Raw genomic sequence first — 15,118 nt, 5'->3', positions numbered from 1 at the left:
TTGTATCAACTTATTTACCTTAGAGGTTGAAAATCGTATAATACGAACTATTCTTATTATTAGTCTTAGCTGTATCGAAAGCTCAGGAGCTCATTGTGAAAATTTCAACGGCATTTAAGTGGAAACATATGCTAGCTATTATCGTTGGTGTCGCGACAGCGGGTAGCGTTATGGCTTTTAGCCAAGATATGTCTCGCGAAGCTATTGCAGAGAGAATTAAACCTGCAGCACAAGTGCGTATTGCTGGCGCCGAGCAAGCAGCTGGGCAGCAGGCACAGGCCTCTGGTGTGCGTTCAGGCGAACAAGTGTACAACCAAGCTTGTGTGGCATGTCATACCACCGGTGTATTAGGAGCGCCGCGGTTAGGCAATGCAGAAGACTGGGCACCACGTTTGGCGCAAGGTATGGACGTTGTGTTAGAACATTCTATTAACGGTTTAAACGCTATGCCACCCCGCGGAACGTGTACAAAGTGCTCAGATGAAGAGATTTTGGCCGCAATTGAGTACATGATCGAAGGTGTATAACCTCAAAATAATCAAGTAGTTAACAAAAAAACCGTCAAAAGACGGTTTTTTTTGCGCAAATTCACTAGAATCCTTTTCATCTTTCCTTGCTCAAGTTATACTCAGTTCGTGGTAATTTAAAGAACAAAAATACAACACCGTCAACGATGAATGCCACATTCAAGAGCGAGAGAGCAGCGTGAATTCGTCTTTTACTAAGAAATCACATGGGGTGGCTGTTAGTTCCGAAGAAAAAGTACGCCGGTTAGAAAAAGTAATTGAAAGGTTAAAAGCACTCACCCAAAAATACAGGCAGGCTGAAGTAGTTCAGCAGGCCCTTTTTCGTATTTCAGAACTCGCTTCTTCAGCACAAAGCATGGATCAGCTCTATGCGTCGGTGCACCGTATTGTTGGGCAACTTATGGCGGCCCGTAACTTCTATATTTGCTTGTACAACGAAAATCGTACGTCGTTTAGCTTTCCTTATTTTTCCGACGAATATGATTCGGCCGATTATGTAGCCGAAATTCCAGTTGAAGTACTTATGCGTGGCCTAACAGGTTATATATTGCGCACCGGCGAACCTATGCTTGCCACCAAAGAAACTATTGAAGACTTAATTGAACAAGGCCAAGTGATTACCGTAGGCTCATTGCCGGTTGACTGGTTAGGTGTGCCGTTAACCTTAGGCGACGAAGTTATTGGTGCCATGGTAGTGCAAAGCTATGTGCAGGAAGTGCGCTACCAAGACGAAGACTTAGAGCTCCTAATGTTTGTGTCGCAACATGTGGTTAATGCGCTTGAGCGCTTTAAACATCGAGAGTGGATGGAAACAGAAATAAAACACCAAACCTCGGAGCTGCGTTTTGCAAATGAGCATTTGCTGAAAGAAATTAGCGAGCGGGAAAAAGCTGAGCAGCAAACCAGTGTGCTGTATGCCATTTCAGAATTAACCAATACCGCAGAAGATATGCGGGCGTTTTACCGCGACTTACACATTCAAATAGATAAACTTCTTAATGCCGATAACTTTTATGTGGCGCTGTTAACGGAAAATGGTAAGCAAGTATATTTCCCATATTATGTCGACGAAAGTGGTTACGAAGGACGCCAGCGCCGACTGCAAAAAGGTTTAACAGAATATGTATTGCGTCATGGTCGGCCTGCCTTTATTAATGCCGCAGTGCGCGACGAGCTTATTTTACAGGGTGAAGTGGTACTTGGTGAAAACTATGGTAAGCCTGCTCGTGAATGGCTAGGTTCACCGCTTATTATGGAAGGCGAAGTGTTTGGTATGTTAGCAGTACAAACCTATAGTGAAGAGCAAAGTTATGCCCCAGAAGACCTCGAATTATTAAACTTTGTTTCGCAACATGTGGCGGTTGCAATTGAGCGTCGACGTTCGGCCGAGCGGTTAGCGCGGGCGAACGTGTTTCTTGAAAAACGTATTGCAGAACGAACCGAGGAATTAGTAGAAGAAATTGAACGGCGTAAAACTATTGAAGCGCAGTTGTACCACGACGCTCACCACGACAACCTAACGGGCTTACCAAACCGAGCTATGTTTGTTGAGCGTGTAAAACAAACACTTATTTCACAGAAGCGCCGTACCAAAGAATACTTTGCCGTATTGTTTGTTGACCTAGATCGCTTTAAAAACATTAACGACACCTTAGGCCATTCGGCTGGTGATAAGTTTTTACTTGAAGTAAGCCAACGCTTAGCCAGTACCATTCGTGAGCACGACTTACTAGCCCGTATAGGCGGCGACGAATTTGTTATTTTACTGGATTGCATTACGCATTTAGATGACGCCAAAGATGTGGCCACCCGTATTGTGAATGAAATGCAAAAGCCATTTAAATTAAATCGAAAAGAACTCTTCTCTGGTGCAAGCATAGGCATTGCCACGTGGCGTGATAAAAGTGACACGGTTGAACGCTTGTTGCGCGACGCCGACGCTGCTATGTACCAAGCCAAAAGCTTTGGTCGTGGCCGTTATGTAGTGTTCGACGAAACCATACGTAGTGGCCTTGTTGCTGCAGTTAATCAGGAAACGGCATTACGCCATGCGCAAGCAAATAAAGACTTTGTACTGTGGTACCAACCTTTACTCGATCTAACGGGAACAGCAGTAGCTGGCTATGAGTTGTTGTTGCGCTGGAAAAAAGGCAAGCAAATTGTTAGCCCCGCCGACTTTTTAGACCTGGCGGAGCGCTCTGGTGCAATCCTTGAATTAGATATTTGGGTAGTGCAGCAAGCATGCGAGCTCATAAAAGGCCGCGGCAGTGCTGAAGACAGTATTATACCCATACATATTAACTTGTCGATTCAGCACTTGTTGCGGGCACGCCACGTGCAGCGGCTGGCTGACTTGGTTCAAGGTAGTGGTGTGAACCCTGCCTTTATAGTGTTTGAATTTGATGAAGGTTCATTGTTAGGCGAAACACCACGCCGAATTTTGGCAAGCTTACGTCGGCTCAATGAACTAGGTTTTAAATTAGCATTAGACGACTTTGGCCGAAACTCAGGGCCACTCCACTTCCTGTACAACTTTCCTTTCCACATGGTTAAGCTTGATCATCGCTTTGTGGCGCAAATTACTAAAAACCCGCGAGCGCAAGCAATGGTGCGGAATATTGTTACCTTGTGCCAAGAATTAGGCATTCGCCTAACGGCAGAAGGTATAGAAAATGAAGCCCAGCTTACTGCGTTAAAAGGCCTTGGTGTGTATTTTGGTCAGGGACAATTACTTGTTTCGCCAGCACAATGGGTTGAAGGGGAAACGGTACTTGAAGCTGAGGTAAAACGTACCGGCACCTAGCCTATTTATTATTGGCCGCTAAGCTTATTCGCCAAGCATTGCCCGAATTCGTGCCACATGAGCAGCATTGCGCTCTTGTTTTGCTTCACCGGTTAGTGGCTCTTTTTTATTGTCTTCCCATTCTAAATCGTCTTGTGGTAATTCCATTAAAAAACGGCTTGGTTCGGGGCGAATAACCTCACCGTATTGCCTACGTTCGCGGGCAATAGTAAAGGTAAGCCGTTGCTGTGCTCGAGTAATTCCCACATAAGCTAAACGGCGCTCTTCTTCAATGTCGTCGTTATCAATACTGGCCTGGTGTGGTAGCAAGCCTTCTTCCATACCCATCATAAATACATAAGGAAACTCTAAACCTTTAGAGGCATGCAGGGTCATTAACTGAACTTGGTCGCCGTCGTCTTCATTGTCTTGGCGCGACAACATATCGCGCAGCGCCAACCGCGCGACAACTTGCTCTAAGCTCATGGCGGGGTGCTCGGCGTCACCTTCGAGCATGCCTACCACCCACCGATATAATTCATTAATGTTTTTAACCCGCATTTCAGCGGCTGTTGGGCTGGGGCTAGTTTCAAACAAATAGTCTTCGTAACCCGTGGCTTGAATTAAGTTTTTAACCGCTTCTATCACATCTATGGTGTCGCCGGTAGCGGCTCGCCTAGCGGTGTCAATAATGTGGGTGAATTCTTGCACGTCATTATAAGCGGCCGTGCCCAACATGGTTTTTAACCCGAAATGTTCACAAGCAGCAAATAAGCTACATTTTTCTTGATGCGCCAACTGACCAATTCGCTCAAGGGTTTGCGGGCCAATGCCACGGCGCGGCACATTAATAACACGCAGCAAGGCATTGTCGTCGTCTTGGTTCACGGCTAACCGTAGGTAAGCCATAATGTCTTTTACTTCGGCGCGAGCAAAAAATGACTGGCCACCGGTAATTTTATAAGGGATGCGGTTCGCCATTAATGCTTTTTCTAAGGGGCGAGATTGATGGTTGCCACGGTACAGCACCGCATATTCACCATAGCGCGTTTGGTGTAAAAAGCGCTCACGAACAATTTCTGCCACCACCCGTTCAGCTTCATTATCTTCATTGCGACCGTAAATAACCCGCAGGGGCTCGCCATACTCCATTTCTGAAAACAAACGCTTTTCAAACACATGGGGGTTATTTTCAATAAGAATGTTAGCGGCTTTCAACACTCGCCCAACGGAGCGATAATTCTGCTCTAGCTTGGTTACGCGTAGGGTTGGAAAGTCTTTTTGCAGTAAAGCTAAGTTTTCTGGCTGCGCTCCGCGCCAAGAATAAATGCTTTGGTCGTCGTCGCCTACGGCGGTAAAACGTCCGCGCTCGCCCACCAGTAATTTCACTAGCTGATATTGGCTAGTGTTGGTGTCTTGGTACTCGTCGACTAACAAATACTGAATACGTTGTTGCCAGCGTAAACGAACGCTTTCGCTTTGAGACAACAGCAGGGTTGGTAATAAAATAAGGTCGTCGAAATCCACCGCGTTGTAAGCTTTTAAGTGGTGTTGGTAGTCGGCATAGAGCTGAGCAAAAAGCTGCTCTTCGGCGTCGTTACCTACGTGCAGCGTGTCGGGTAGTAACATGGAGTTTTTCCAGTTGCCTATTTGCTGCTGCAATTTCTGAATTAAGGCTTTGTCGCCTTGTAAGGTTTCTTCACTTAAGGCGTTAAGTAAAGCGTAGGTGTCTTGGTCGTCAAAAAGAGAGAAGCCCGGTTTATAGCCTAACTGCATACTTTCACGCCGAATCATGTCGAGCCCTAAAGTATGAAAGGTAGACACTCGTAAGCCGCGGGTTTTGTCGCGACCTAAGCGCTGGCCAATTCGCTCCCGCATTTCACGCGCTGCTTTGTTGGTGAAAGTAACCGCCGCTATGTTGCGTGGATTGTAGTCACAATGAGTAATTAAATGTGCTATTTTTTCTGTAATTACTCTGGTTTTACCACTGCCAGCACCCGCAAGCACAAGCATAGGGCCCGTGGTGAATTCTACCGCAGCTTGTTGTTGGGGGTTTAATTGCATGCTCTTTACTCGCTTGAATGAGGAACGGAATTGTACCTGAATTTTATACTAAGCTGAATGACAGTCATTGCGCGTGATATAGTACAGCCTAATTTATTATATTTTGTAGTCGCTAGGAGACCTTATGTTCGATAGTAAAAAAATAGAGCAGCTTGCAAAGCAAATAACCGACAGTATTCCTGCTAGCGTTCGAGGTGCTGCGGATAATATTGAAAGCAAGGTGAAGCAAACACTACAACAGCAGCTAGGGCGGTTAGACGTTGTTACCCAAGACGAACTGGAAGTGCAAAAACAAATGGTGCTGCACCTACGCCAGCGTATCGATACCCTCGAGCAACGATTGACAGCACTTGAAACACCGGAGTCGCCGCAAACGTCATGAGTAGCCGACGCTGGCGGGCTTGCCCTGAATGTGATTGGGTAATGGCACTGCCAGTACTTAAGGCAGGCGAGTCGGCCCATTGCCCACGCTGTGAGCGAGAACTGGTGTATCGTCACGACGCTCCCGCCCAGCGTATTCTAGCCTATGCAGCCAGCGCATTGGTAATGTTGTTGCTTACCCTACCCTTTTCTTTTTTAGCCTTTTCCATGGCGGGTATACAGCAAGAGATAGTTTTGTTCGACGCCGCCCAAGCCATGTTTACTAACGACTGGCCCATTCTTGCCCTACTTATTGCACTAACCATAGTTATTTTACCAGGGCTTTTTTTGGCCGCCATTGTGTACCTATATGCCTCTATTGCTATGCGCACCAAACTACCGGGCACACATTTTTTAGCCCGTATGCTAAGTGGGTTAAAGCCATGGTTAATGACCGATGTGTTTTTGCTGGGTGTACTTATAAGCATAGGCAAACTAATGGGCATGGCCCATGTAGAGCTTGGTTGGTCGTTTGTCGCCTTTTGTTTTTATGTGTTTTTTTTGGTTAGAACCGTTAGTTTAGTTGACGCCGACTGGCTTTGGTTTGCATTGTTACACGAGCCCGCACCACCGCCAGGGGCCTATACGGGCGCAACGGCTGCAAGCCAGGGCATAGTGGGTTGCCCAACTTGTGGGTTATTAAATTCTGAGGCTGAAACAGCGTGCCGGCGCTGCCATGCGTCAATAGTTTCGCCTTCACGCTTTCGCTTACAGGCTACCTGGGCGCTTATTGTTGCCGCCACCATTTTGTATATACCAGCCAATCTTTATCCAATGATGACTACCGTAACCATTGGCGGCACAATATATTCGACGATACTGGGTGGTGTTATGCAATTAATTGAAACAGAAAGTTACGTTATCGCCACCATAATATTCACCGCTAGTTTTATTGTGCCGATAGCTAAAATTATAGCGCTAAGTTATTTGTGCTGGTTGGCGGCACACCCTCAGCCGATGGCAACAAAACGGCGTATGCGGCTGTACCGTATAACAGAAATTATTGGCCGCTGGTCAATGATCGACGTATTTGTGGTCGCAATTACGGTGGCACTTATGCAAGCAGGTCTTATTTTAAGTATTTACCCGGGTGCGGCAGCGGCAGCTTTTGCCGCCGTTGTTATAATAACAATGATTGCCGCTATGACCTTTGACCCGCGATTATTGTGGGCCGCAGTTGACTCAAACATGCAGCAAAGCTCGGAAGAACTAAGCAAACAAAAGCAGGAAGGTTATGGAAATTGAAACGCGTCAAAAAATAGAGCGTGCCGAACGCCGGGTTGGTCGTAAAATTAGCTCCGTATGGCTGGTACCTATTGTTGCGCTAGCCATTGGCGTGTGGATGGCCTACGACACTGTAACTAGCCGAGGGCAGATGATTACTCTAGAGGTCGATCGCGCAGAAGGTATCGAAGCAGGTAAAACCTTAGTGAAAGCGCAAGACGTAGCAGTAGGCCGAGTAGAGGGAGTGCGCTTGGCCGACACCTTCGACTTTGCCCTGATCGATATTCGTATGTACCGCGACACCGACCGGATGCTGAATAGTGCTACGGAATTTTGGGTTGAAAAACCGCGCGTAGGGCGCGAAGGCATTAGTGGTTTAAGTACCTTGTTGTCGGGTACCTTTATTCAGTTGCAGCCGGGTGGTGCGGCCGATACTAAAAATCACTTTGTGGCCTTAACGGCACCCCCTATTACCCCCGCCGATATGGAAGGTGTTCGCATTGTTTTACAGTCTGACGATGCCAGCAATTTGGGCGTTGGCGATCCGATTTTATATCGGGGCTATACGGTGGGGCGCATAGAGCAGGTAGAATTTGAGCCCACCAGCAAGCAAATGACTTATCAGCTTTTTGTACAGGCACCTTACGACAGTTTGGTAACGTCAGATGTACGTTTTTGGCTGCATTCAGGCGCGCAGTTAGACCTAAGTTCAAGAGGTGTTCGGGTAGACATTGGCTCTTTGGAGTCGCTGCTAAGCGGTGGAGTAAGCTTTGCTGCGTTTGAAGAAAATACGCAAGCGGGAATGGTAACAAACAATGCCTCATTTCAGCTGTATCAAAATGAAGAAGAAGCACGGCAGGCGCGTTTCACAGAAGTTATTCACTATGTAATTTTGTTGGAAGACAGTGTTCGTGGCTTAAATAAAGGTTCTCCGGTGGAATATCGAGGAGTGCGGGTAGGCACAGTGGAAGAAGTGCCATTTCAGGGCCTTCACGGCGACACCGATTCAATTCTAGAAATGAAAATTCCCATACTTATTCGGTTTGAACCAGAGCGTATTAATCGCAGTATTAATGCAACCACTTTAGAAGATTGGAAAAAAGACATGGACGATATGTTTCGTAATGGCTTACGGGCTAGTTTGCGGGCAGGTAACTTACTAACTGGGGCGTTATTCGTCGACCTTAATTTTTATCCTGATGAAGTTTATACGGTACCCAACTTAGTCACCGACTATGCCTATTTCCCCTCGGTTACTAATAGTTTTACGCAGCTAGACCAAAAGTTTACCGCACTGTTGGATAGCTTAAACAATATTAAGTTTTCTGAGTTTATTGACACGGCCACTTCTACACTTGCCTACTCTGAACAAACGTTACGTACTATTAATAAAACTAGCGAGCAACTACACAAGCTACTTGAACAAGATGCGATGCAAGAATTACCTACTGTGTTAGTGAGCGCCTTAAACGAGCTAGAGCAAACGTTTGCCGGTTACTCTACCAACGCGCCTGCATATAATGAGCTAACCCAATCGATTGAAAAGTTAAATAGTATTTTGCGTGAATTAGAGCCGTTAAGTGAAACCTTGCGAGACAGCCCACGGGCATTGTTTTTCGACGTGCGCATTCCGCAAGATCCAAAAGTAGGGAGTAACTAATGCAGCGATTATTGGTTGTATTCATAGCTTTATTTTTAACCGCCTGTGCCAGTAAACCGCCAGAATTAAAGCATTATTTGTTGGCAGAGCCGAACTTCAGCCCAGTAAGTAGCAATCTTAGTGTTCAAGTAGCCTTGGGCTCGGTGCGCTTAGCTGAATTTATATCGGGCACAGGGTTGGTGGTAGAAACAGGTAATGCAGAAGTGACCATTACCCGCCAACACCGCTGGGCCGAACGTTTAGACCGCCAGCTGGAACGCCAGCTACGACAAGCCATGAGCCAGCTTTACCCGAACGCCCAATGGGTGCCGGTAGCTAGCGCAGGCAATGTAAATAACATGAATTATCGGCTAGATTTGTATGTAGACGCTTTCCAAGTAAGCAACAGCAACGCTGGCCGAGTGCGGGTGCAGTGGTTTTTACGCACCATGGCAAACGACCAGTTAATAACGGGTATTGTTGATCTGAAAACCCCGTTAAATGGCGAAGGCTATGCAACTGCGGTGGCTGATTTAAGTTCGACTTGGCACCAAGTGTTAGTAACCATGGCTGAGCAGGTGCAAGCAGCAAGCTACCAATAGCAGAAACAAAAAGGTGAATAATGACCAACAATTTGTTGCCAGCGTTTCCCGCTCGCCGCATTTGGCAAAAAGCAGCCCACAATGCATTTACCGACTTAGCTTGGTTTAAAAATGCTTGGTGGTGCGTGTTTCGAGAAGCCAGTAACCATGTGTCGGGCGACGGTCGTATTCGCCTTATTCGCTCAGTTGAGGGTAAGCATTGGCGTACTATACAAGTGTTTTCTCTTGAGGGAGATTTAAGAGATCCAAGTTTAATTGTTACTCCGGAAGGGAAGTTAACGCTACTAGCAGCATTTAAAGTTGATCGCAAAACCCATGGCTATTCGCACCAAGTGTACGCTTGGCAGTCGAACACTGGCCGCCAGTGGCAAGCGCCTAGCGCCGTGGGTGAAAAAGACCTATGGCTGTGGCGCGTTGCTTTTCAAGGAAACACAGGCCTAGGTGTGGCTTATAAAGTGGGCGGCGACTACCACACCCGGCTTTATAGCACCCAAGACGGCGTACAATACCAGCAAATTCTTGAGCGCTTCCGTGGCGAGCATATTCGCGATGAATACAGCAATGAAAGCGGCTTGTGTTTTGATCAAAGCGGTACCGCATGGTGTTTACTGCGGCGCGATCCCCAGCATGCCTTGTTAGGCTCTGCAGCCCCGCCTTATACCCAGTGGCAGTGGCGTGAATGCAACCAACGTATTGGTGGGCCAGTCATGGTGTGTTTAACCGACGGCCGCTTGCTTAGTGTGGTCCGCTTGTATGGTTATACCGATGGCGAACTTACTTCGGCACGTACCAGTTTTGCTTGGGTGAATCGCGACACGGGAGAACTGACTGAATGCGGTACCTTACCTTCGGCAGGCGACACCAGCTACGCAGGTTTAATCGTTCGTAATAACACGGCTTATGTGAGTTATTATTCGTCGCACGCCAATAGCCCTTATGGTAAAGCCAAACCCGCCATTTATTTTGCCGCAGTGCCGCTAAACGAATTAAAACCGGAGCCGGTATGAAGCTTGGCTGGCGCTATTTAAGTACCCGCTGGCAGTTTTTTATTGCTATAGCAGGCACTAGCTTGTTGTTAGTCGCCATTGTGCTAACCGGGGTGCGCAGTTATTTTTCTTACAACTTCACTGAATATTTGGCTGCCCAAGAGCGCGAGCGATTAAGCCAAGTGGCGCTGGTGCTAGGCGACTACTATGGCCAACAGAACACTCGGCAACACAGCCAGCCGGCAGTAGAAAACAATAATCTAAACCAATGGCAGCAAACCCTTCGAGCTATTCAACGCGATGTGTTTTTTAACCCTGATAAACTAAACCTAGACACTCAACTGGCGTTTACCCAATTGCATTTAATAACCCCAAGTGGCGACACGGTGTTTGGCCAGCCTATAGAAAACGCCGTGTCTGTAGCCGTTATTGTTAGGTTATCTCAGGTTGGGTCATCGCAAGGCGAACCAAAAGTGGTTGGGCACTTATATGCGCCGCGCCCAGAAGGGGCGAATGCCCCTATTGATGAGGTATTCCAAGCGCAGCAAGCAAGCGCCTTTGTTTTTGCAGGGCTACTGGCAGTGTTATTAGCCGCACTGGCGGCCATTGGGGTTAGCTTTGTATTGCGTAAACGGCTTTTAGCCCTGGCAAAAGTAAGTCGGGCCTTAGCCAAGGGTGAATATGCGGCAACAGCCGATGCCAGTGGCAATGACGATATTAGCGTGCTTGCAGGCGATATGAATGCTTTAGCCAATACTCTAGCTATTAGCAGAGAGCAGCGGCGCCAGTTACTAGCCGATGTTGCCCATGAACTGCGTACACCATTAACCGTGCTGCAAGGTGATATTGAAGCAGTACAAGACGGTATACGCCAAGCCGACAGTAAGCATCAGGCACGGCTACACCAACAGGTGCTCCATTTGGCGCGCTTAACGGAAGACTTGCACCAATTAGCTCAGGCCGACTCAGGTGCCTTGGCGTATCAAAACGAACTCTGTGACGTGTCTGCCTTAACCAAGCAACTAGTTGACGGCTACAAAAACCGAGCGGCACAGAGCGGTTTAGTACTCACTTACAATGTAGTGGGTACACCTTATGAGCTGTTCGTAGACCCAGTACGTTTGCAACAAGCACTCACCAACCTATTAGAAAACAGCCTGCGTTATACCGCCGGCCCTGGCACCATTAACTGCACCTTAGACTTTACCAACGCAGAGCAGGTAAGCTGGCGCCTTGAAGATTCAAGCCCCGGGCTAAGTGCTGAGCAGTGCACCAGGCTGGGCGAGCGTTTGTACCGACCCGATAGCGCCCGCAGCAGAAGCTCTGGCGGCAGTGGGCTAGGTTTAGCTATTGTGCGCAGTATTGTGAAGTCACACCAAGGCAGTATTAGCTTTGCCCCTAGCCCTTTAGGTGGGCTGAGTGTAGAGCTTAGAATACCACGGGGTAAAGTATGAGCTTAACCAACGCACACCCTGCTGAAATATGGCTGGTGGACGACGAGCCAGAAATCCGCTCTATTTTACGCGACTACCTAGTTCACGCAGGTTATATATGCCGAGAGTTTGAACATGGTGAAGCCATGCTAGCAGCGCTGGCAGAAGGTGGGCAGGCAGCAGAGCCGGCACTTATATTACTCGACATTATGATGCCCGGCATGGATGGCTTAGAAGTATGCCGCACGCTGCGCGAGCGCAGTAAAGTTCCGGTGCTTTTTTTGACCGCGCGACACGACGAATTTGATCGTATTCTTGGTTTAAAGCTTGGCGCCGACGATTACTTAGTAAAGCCTATTAGCCCTCGCGAAGTAGTAGCAAGGGTGGAAGCTATGTTGCGACGAATTCAATGGCAAGGAAAAAAACAGGAAAAAGTAAGCAGCCCCTTACAGCTTGACCATAATGCACTCGAAGTGCGAATTGACGGGGTGTTGCTAACCTTAACCGTGGTGGAATTTCGTTTGCTGGCAACATTAAATGAGAAACCAGGCCGAGTGTTTAAGCGGAACGAATTAATAAACGCGGCCTACGACGACCACCGCATTGTGAGTGACCGCACCGTCGACAGCCATATTAAAAACCTACGGGCAAAAATGGCTGAAGCAGCTCCCAAGCGAGAGCTGATTCAGTCGGTTTATGGCATGGGTTATAAGTTAGTGCCATCTTCGTAGCAATTATTCTCCAGTTAAATCAAATTTCCTAATGGGTAAAGTTCGTGTAAATAGCACTCAGCCCAAAAAACCTTATGGCAGATTAGTTAGCAACATTTTACTAACAATAAAGCTAAGTAAATCTTGAGGTGCGTAATAATGAAACATTGGATGCTGTTATTACTCCTTATCTTTTGCATGGGTGCACATGCAAACGAGGTAATGTATGACTTTAAAAAAGGCGAGGATGGTAAGCCCGTAGGCTGGACGTTCTCTTCGCCAGACCATGTATTTATTGATAGTGATGAACTCTATCAGGGTAAAAACAGTGTTCGATTAGTTATACCTGAGCATGCTCCTAATGGCGAAAGCTGGGTATTTCAACGCATCCCTTTTCACTTTAAAGCAGAACAAATTGAGCTTAGGGCAAGGGTGAAAGTTAAGCGTGCAGAAGGAGGAATAGGGCTTCAACTCAGCCTCTTTCAAGACATAAACAGACAAAGACTGGAGTTTAGTAATAGTGATTTTGTTGTAGACGAGGGTGCAGAATGGCAGCAGGTGCGAATCATTCAAAAGGTGTCGCCACATGCGGACTCTATCTTGTTTGGTGCAGATCTGTATGGCCCAGGCCAAGCTTGGTTAAGTGACATTGAGCTTTGGGCTGATGGAGAGAAGGTCGTTTATTTACCGGACACGCCCGACTTGGTTGCCTCATCTACTAGTAAGAAACTGGCAAGCTTAGATCCTGTTGATATAGCTTGGTCTGAACTGAGTAGGCAGAGCGCAGAACAGCTAGCTGAACTAATCAAAGTATGGGGGTTTATAAAATACTTCCACCCGAATGTAGCCGGTGGCCAATATGATTGGGATTTATCCTTTATAGAGTCATTACACCTTTTGCTCGAGAAAAACGACCTATCTCAGGCGTTAACAACACTGTTAGAAACGGCAGGAACGCCAAGCTACCCCACTGAAGAACTCCATACGCCAACTCATCAAATACTCGAATTGAACGCTAGTGACTGGCATGCCGCACAGGAAACCTATGGTGACGTTATAGCAGAAGCTTTACAGCAATTGGCTATGAACCGTTATAAGTTTGGCGAGAGCCGTTACGCATTTGCGGACAGTATGGGATTAACAACTTATGCAGCAGAAAACAAGATAGATGCGGCAGGCTTTGAGCACGAACTACGGCTGCTTGCTTTAGCACGGTTGTGGAATGTTATTGAATATTGGTTTCCGTATCAGCAACAGTTAGAGGGAAGTTGGCATGCCCATTTACCCACGTATATAGAAAAAATTTCCCAAGCCAATACTCAGGCAGACTTTCACTTTGTAATGCAATCACTCACTTCACAGCTTAACGATGGTCACGCCGAACTGCGCCCAAGCGTTTTCACTGCAGGAAGATGCCAACAACCTGTAACGGTTCGTTACTTAGACTCCCAGCTTGTGATTACCCAGTTGCATGGTGACATGTTAGCAGCGGACAAACTCAAGCTAGGAGACTTGCTGCTTGCTATCGATGGGGTAAATTTGGAAAACAAATTACAACAACTACTGCCTGCTTTCCCTGCGAGTAATGCCATGTCTGGCCACTATTATTTATCGAATAAATTATTGAGTAGAGAGTGTGAATCACTACCTAGCAGACTACTTGTTGGTAGAGACGGAGAAGAAATAGAGGTTGAAGTAGGCAATTATGTGGAGGCTAGGCTAGTAGCAGGCGACCACGGGCTGCTGGGTGATTCAGTACAGCTACTAAAGGGTGATATTACTTATATAAAGCTAGCGGGTTTAAATTGGGACGGCGTCGATGAGGCTTTTGAGCAGGTTCGTAGTACTGGCAAAATGATTATTGATGCACGCGGATACCCGCACGACTTTGTATTGTATGACGTGGGCGGGCGTCTAACACATAAACCGCTGGAGTTTGCACAACTAGCGCAAGTGGACCCATCAACGCCAGGGCAGGTGCAGCTCATTGATTTTCAACCAACGTTAGAACCCGCCGATTCAGATTATTTAGCAGAAGTTGAAGCTATAATAATATTAGTTGATGAAGCAACCATGAGTCAGGCTGAGTTTAGTGTGATGGCTTGGCGAGAGCTACCACGTACCCTGGTGCTTGGTAGTACCACGGCAGGTGCCATTGGCAATATAAGAAGTTTGCTTTTACCAGACGGAACGTCAGTGTTTTTTACCGGCTTAAGAGTGTTGGATACTGAAGGTAACGACGTACAGCAGGTAGGGATTGTGCCCGACATTTATGTGCTGCCAACTATGAAAGACATTCAAAGCGGCCGTGATGTTTTAGTAGATAAAGCTATAGAATGGTTTGAAACAAACAGTAACTAAAGCATTGTGCCCGCATAAGGGCACAATTATTGTTAGTAAGGAGTATCACCACAGCTTTTCTTTGTCGGCCTTGGTTATAAGCTTACTAATTAAATAGGCACATAAAAACAACGCAGGTGTAGCAAACATATTAGGCGCTTTAGTTACAGGTAACAGCCAAGAAATACAGCCAACCAAAAGGGCAATATACTCCACAGATATTAGTGACCGTCGTTTTGTAACACCTAGCATGGAAAGCTTGAACGAGAGTGTAAAAATATCTGTGTAAATGGCATTCTTAACAATATCGAAGAAGGATATCAGAATGCCAATATCAGACAAACTCATCGACCAGCTGCTTGTCGGCTGTGATTCCCCAGAAGACATCTTA

The 15,118-nt window shown here is 46.9% G+C and carries 11 protein-coding genes and 1 pseudogene; 10 read left to right on the top strand and 2 right to left on the bottom strand.

Annotated elements, in window-relative coordinates; translation table 11 throughout:
* Positions 1–128: 128 nt before the first annotated feature.
* Both M1L23_RS12455 and M1L23_RS12450 read left to right on the top strand, forming a co-directional pair.
* Entirely contained in the window at positions 129–527 is a 399-nt protein-coding gene (locus M1L23_RS12455; protein ID WP_252627827.1) for a c-type cytochrome, read from the top strand.
* A gap of 178 nt (positions 528–705) precedes the next feature.
* The gene (locus tag M1L23_RS12450) at positions 706–3,330 is read left to right on the top strand and encodes a bifunctional diguanylate cyclase/phosphodiesterase (RefSeq protein ID WP_252627767.1); all 2,625 of its coding nucleotides are present in this window, start codon (positions 706–708) and stop codon (positions 3,328–3,330) included.
* 24 nt (positions 3,331–3,354) lie between these two features.
* Here the strand turns inward: M1L23_RS12450 and rep are convergent, their stop codons facing one another.
* Entirely contained in the window at positions 3,355–5,373 is a 2,019-nt protein-coding gene (gene rep, locus M1L23_RS12445) for a DNA helicase Rep (RefSeq protein WP_252627766.1), read from the bottom strand.
* A gap of 124 nt (positions 5,374–5,497) precedes the next feature.
* On the opposite strand from rep, the gene M1L23_RS12440 reads away from it, so the two are divergent.
* The 8 genes from M1L23_RS12440 (at position 5,498) to M1L23_RS12405 (ending at position 14,748) form a co-directional block, all read left to right on the top strand.
* A complete protein-coding gene (locus M1L23_RS12440; RefSeq protein WP_252627765.1) occupies positions 5,498–5,755 on the top strand; it encodes an accessory factor UbiK family protein in 258 nt (85 codons plus the stop codon).
* Positions 5,752–7,038 carry a paraquat-inducible protein A gene (locus M1L23_RS12435; protein WP_252627764.1) on the top strand — a complete coding sequence of 429 codons (1,287 nt, stop codon included), beginning with the start codon at positions 5,752–5,754 and terminating at the stop codon, positions 7,036–7,038. Before M1L23_RS12440 ends, M1L23_RS12435 begins: the two co-directional genes overlap by 4 nt.
* Complete coding sequence (gene pqiB, locus M1L23_RS12430) at positions 7,028–8,677, top strand: intermembrane transport protein PqiB (RefSeq protein WP_252627763.1); 1,650 nt, start codon at positions 7,028–7,030, stop codon at positions 8,675–8,677. Before M1L23_RS12435 ends, pqiB begins: the two co-directional genes overlap by 11 nt.
* Positions 8,677–9,258 (top strand): PqiC family protein, encoded by a 582-nt coding sequence (locus tag M1L23_RS12425; protein ID WP_252627762.1) that lies wholly within the window; start codon positions 8,677–8,679, stop codon positions 9,256–9,258. Before pqiB ends, M1L23_RS12425 begins: the two co-directional genes overlap by 1 nt.
* Before the next feature lie 20 nt (positions 9,259–9,278).
* The gene (locus M1L23_RS12420; RefSeq protein WP_252627761.1) at positions 9,279–10,265 is read left to right on the top strand and encodes an exo-alpha-sialidase; all 987 of its coding nucleotides are present in this window, start codon (positions 9,279–9,281) and stop codon (positions 10,263–10,265) included.
* Positions 10,262–11,698, top strand: a complete 1,437-nt coding sequence (locus M1L23_RS12415; protein ID WP_252627760.1) for an ATP-binding protein — start codon at positions 10,262–10,264, stop codon at positions 11,696–11,698. Before M1L23_RS12420 ends, M1L23_RS12415 begins: the two co-directional genes overlap by 4 nt.
* On the top strand, positions 11,695–12,408 hold the full coding sequence (locus tag M1L23_RS12410) for a response regulator (RefSeq protein ID WP_252627759.1): 714 nt from the start codon (positions 11,695–11,697) through the stop codon (positions 12,406–12,408). Before M1L23_RS12415 ends, M1L23_RS12410 begins: the two co-directional genes overlap by 4 nt.
* 138 nt (positions 12,409–12,546) lie before the next feature.
* Positions 12,547–14,748, top strand: a complete 2,202-nt coding sequence (locus M1L23_RS12405; protein WP_252627758.1) for a S41 family peptidase — start codon at positions 12,547–12,549, stop codon at positions 14,746–14,748.
* 45 nt (positions 14,749–14,793) lie between these two features.
* On the opposite strand, the pseudogene M1L23_RS12400 reads toward M1L23_RS12405, so the two are convergent.
* Positions 14,794–15,118: pseudogene (locus M1L23_RS12400) on the bottom strand (hypothetical protein); the annotation flags it as partial.

The organism is Aliidiomarina quisquiliarum, assembly GCF_023922585.1.
Lineage (GTDB): Bacteria > Pseudomonadota > Gammaproteobacteria > Enterobacterales > Alteromonadaceae > Aliidiomarina > Aliidiomarina quisquiliarum.
This window is presented reverse-complemented; position numbering and strand designations above follow the sequence as displayed.

Excerpts from the sequence above, each read along its gene's own strand:
- M1L23_RS12435 (WP_252627764.1), top strand. The coding sequence starts at position 5,752 with ATGAGTAGCCGACGCTGGCGGGCTTGCCCTGAATGTGATTGGGTAATG.
- M1L23_RS12440 (WP_252627765.1), top strand. The coding sequence starts at position 5,498 with ATGTTCGATAGTAAAAAAATAGAGCAGCTTGCAAAGCAAATAACCGAC.
- M1L23_RS12415 (WP_252627760.1), top strand. The coding sequence starts at position 10,262 with ATGAAGCTTGGCTGGCGCTATTTAAGTACCCGCTGGCAGTTTTTTATT.
- M1L23_RS12455 (WP_252627827.1), top strand. The coding sequence starts at position 129 with ATGCTAGCTATTATCGTTGGTGTCGCGACAGCGGGTAGCGTTATGGCT.
- M1L23_RS12410 (WP_252627759.1), top strand. The coding sequence starts at position 11,695 with ATGAGCTTAACCAACGCACACCCTGCTGAAATATGGCTGGTGGACGAC.
- M1L23_RS12405 (WP_252627758.1), top strand. The coding sequence starts at position 12,547 with ATGAAACATTGGATGCTGTTATTACTCCTTATCTTTTGCATGGGTGCA.
- M1L23_RS12420 (WP_252627761.1), top strand. The coding sequence starts at position 9,279 with ATGACCAACAATTTGTTGCCAGCGTTTCCCGCTCGCCGCATTTGGCAA.
- rep (WP_252627766.1), bottom strand. The coding sequence starts at position 5,373 with ATGCAATTAAACCCCCAACAACAAGCTGCGGTAGAATTCACCACGGGC.
- M1L23_RS12425 (WP_252627762.1), top strand. The coding sequence starts at position 8,677 with ATGCAGCGATTATTGGTTGTATTCATAGCTTTATTTTTAACCGCCTGT.
- pqiB (WP_252627763.1), top strand. The coding sequence starts at position 7,028 with ATGGAAATTGAAACGCGTCAAAAAATAGAGCGTGCCGAACGCCGGGTT.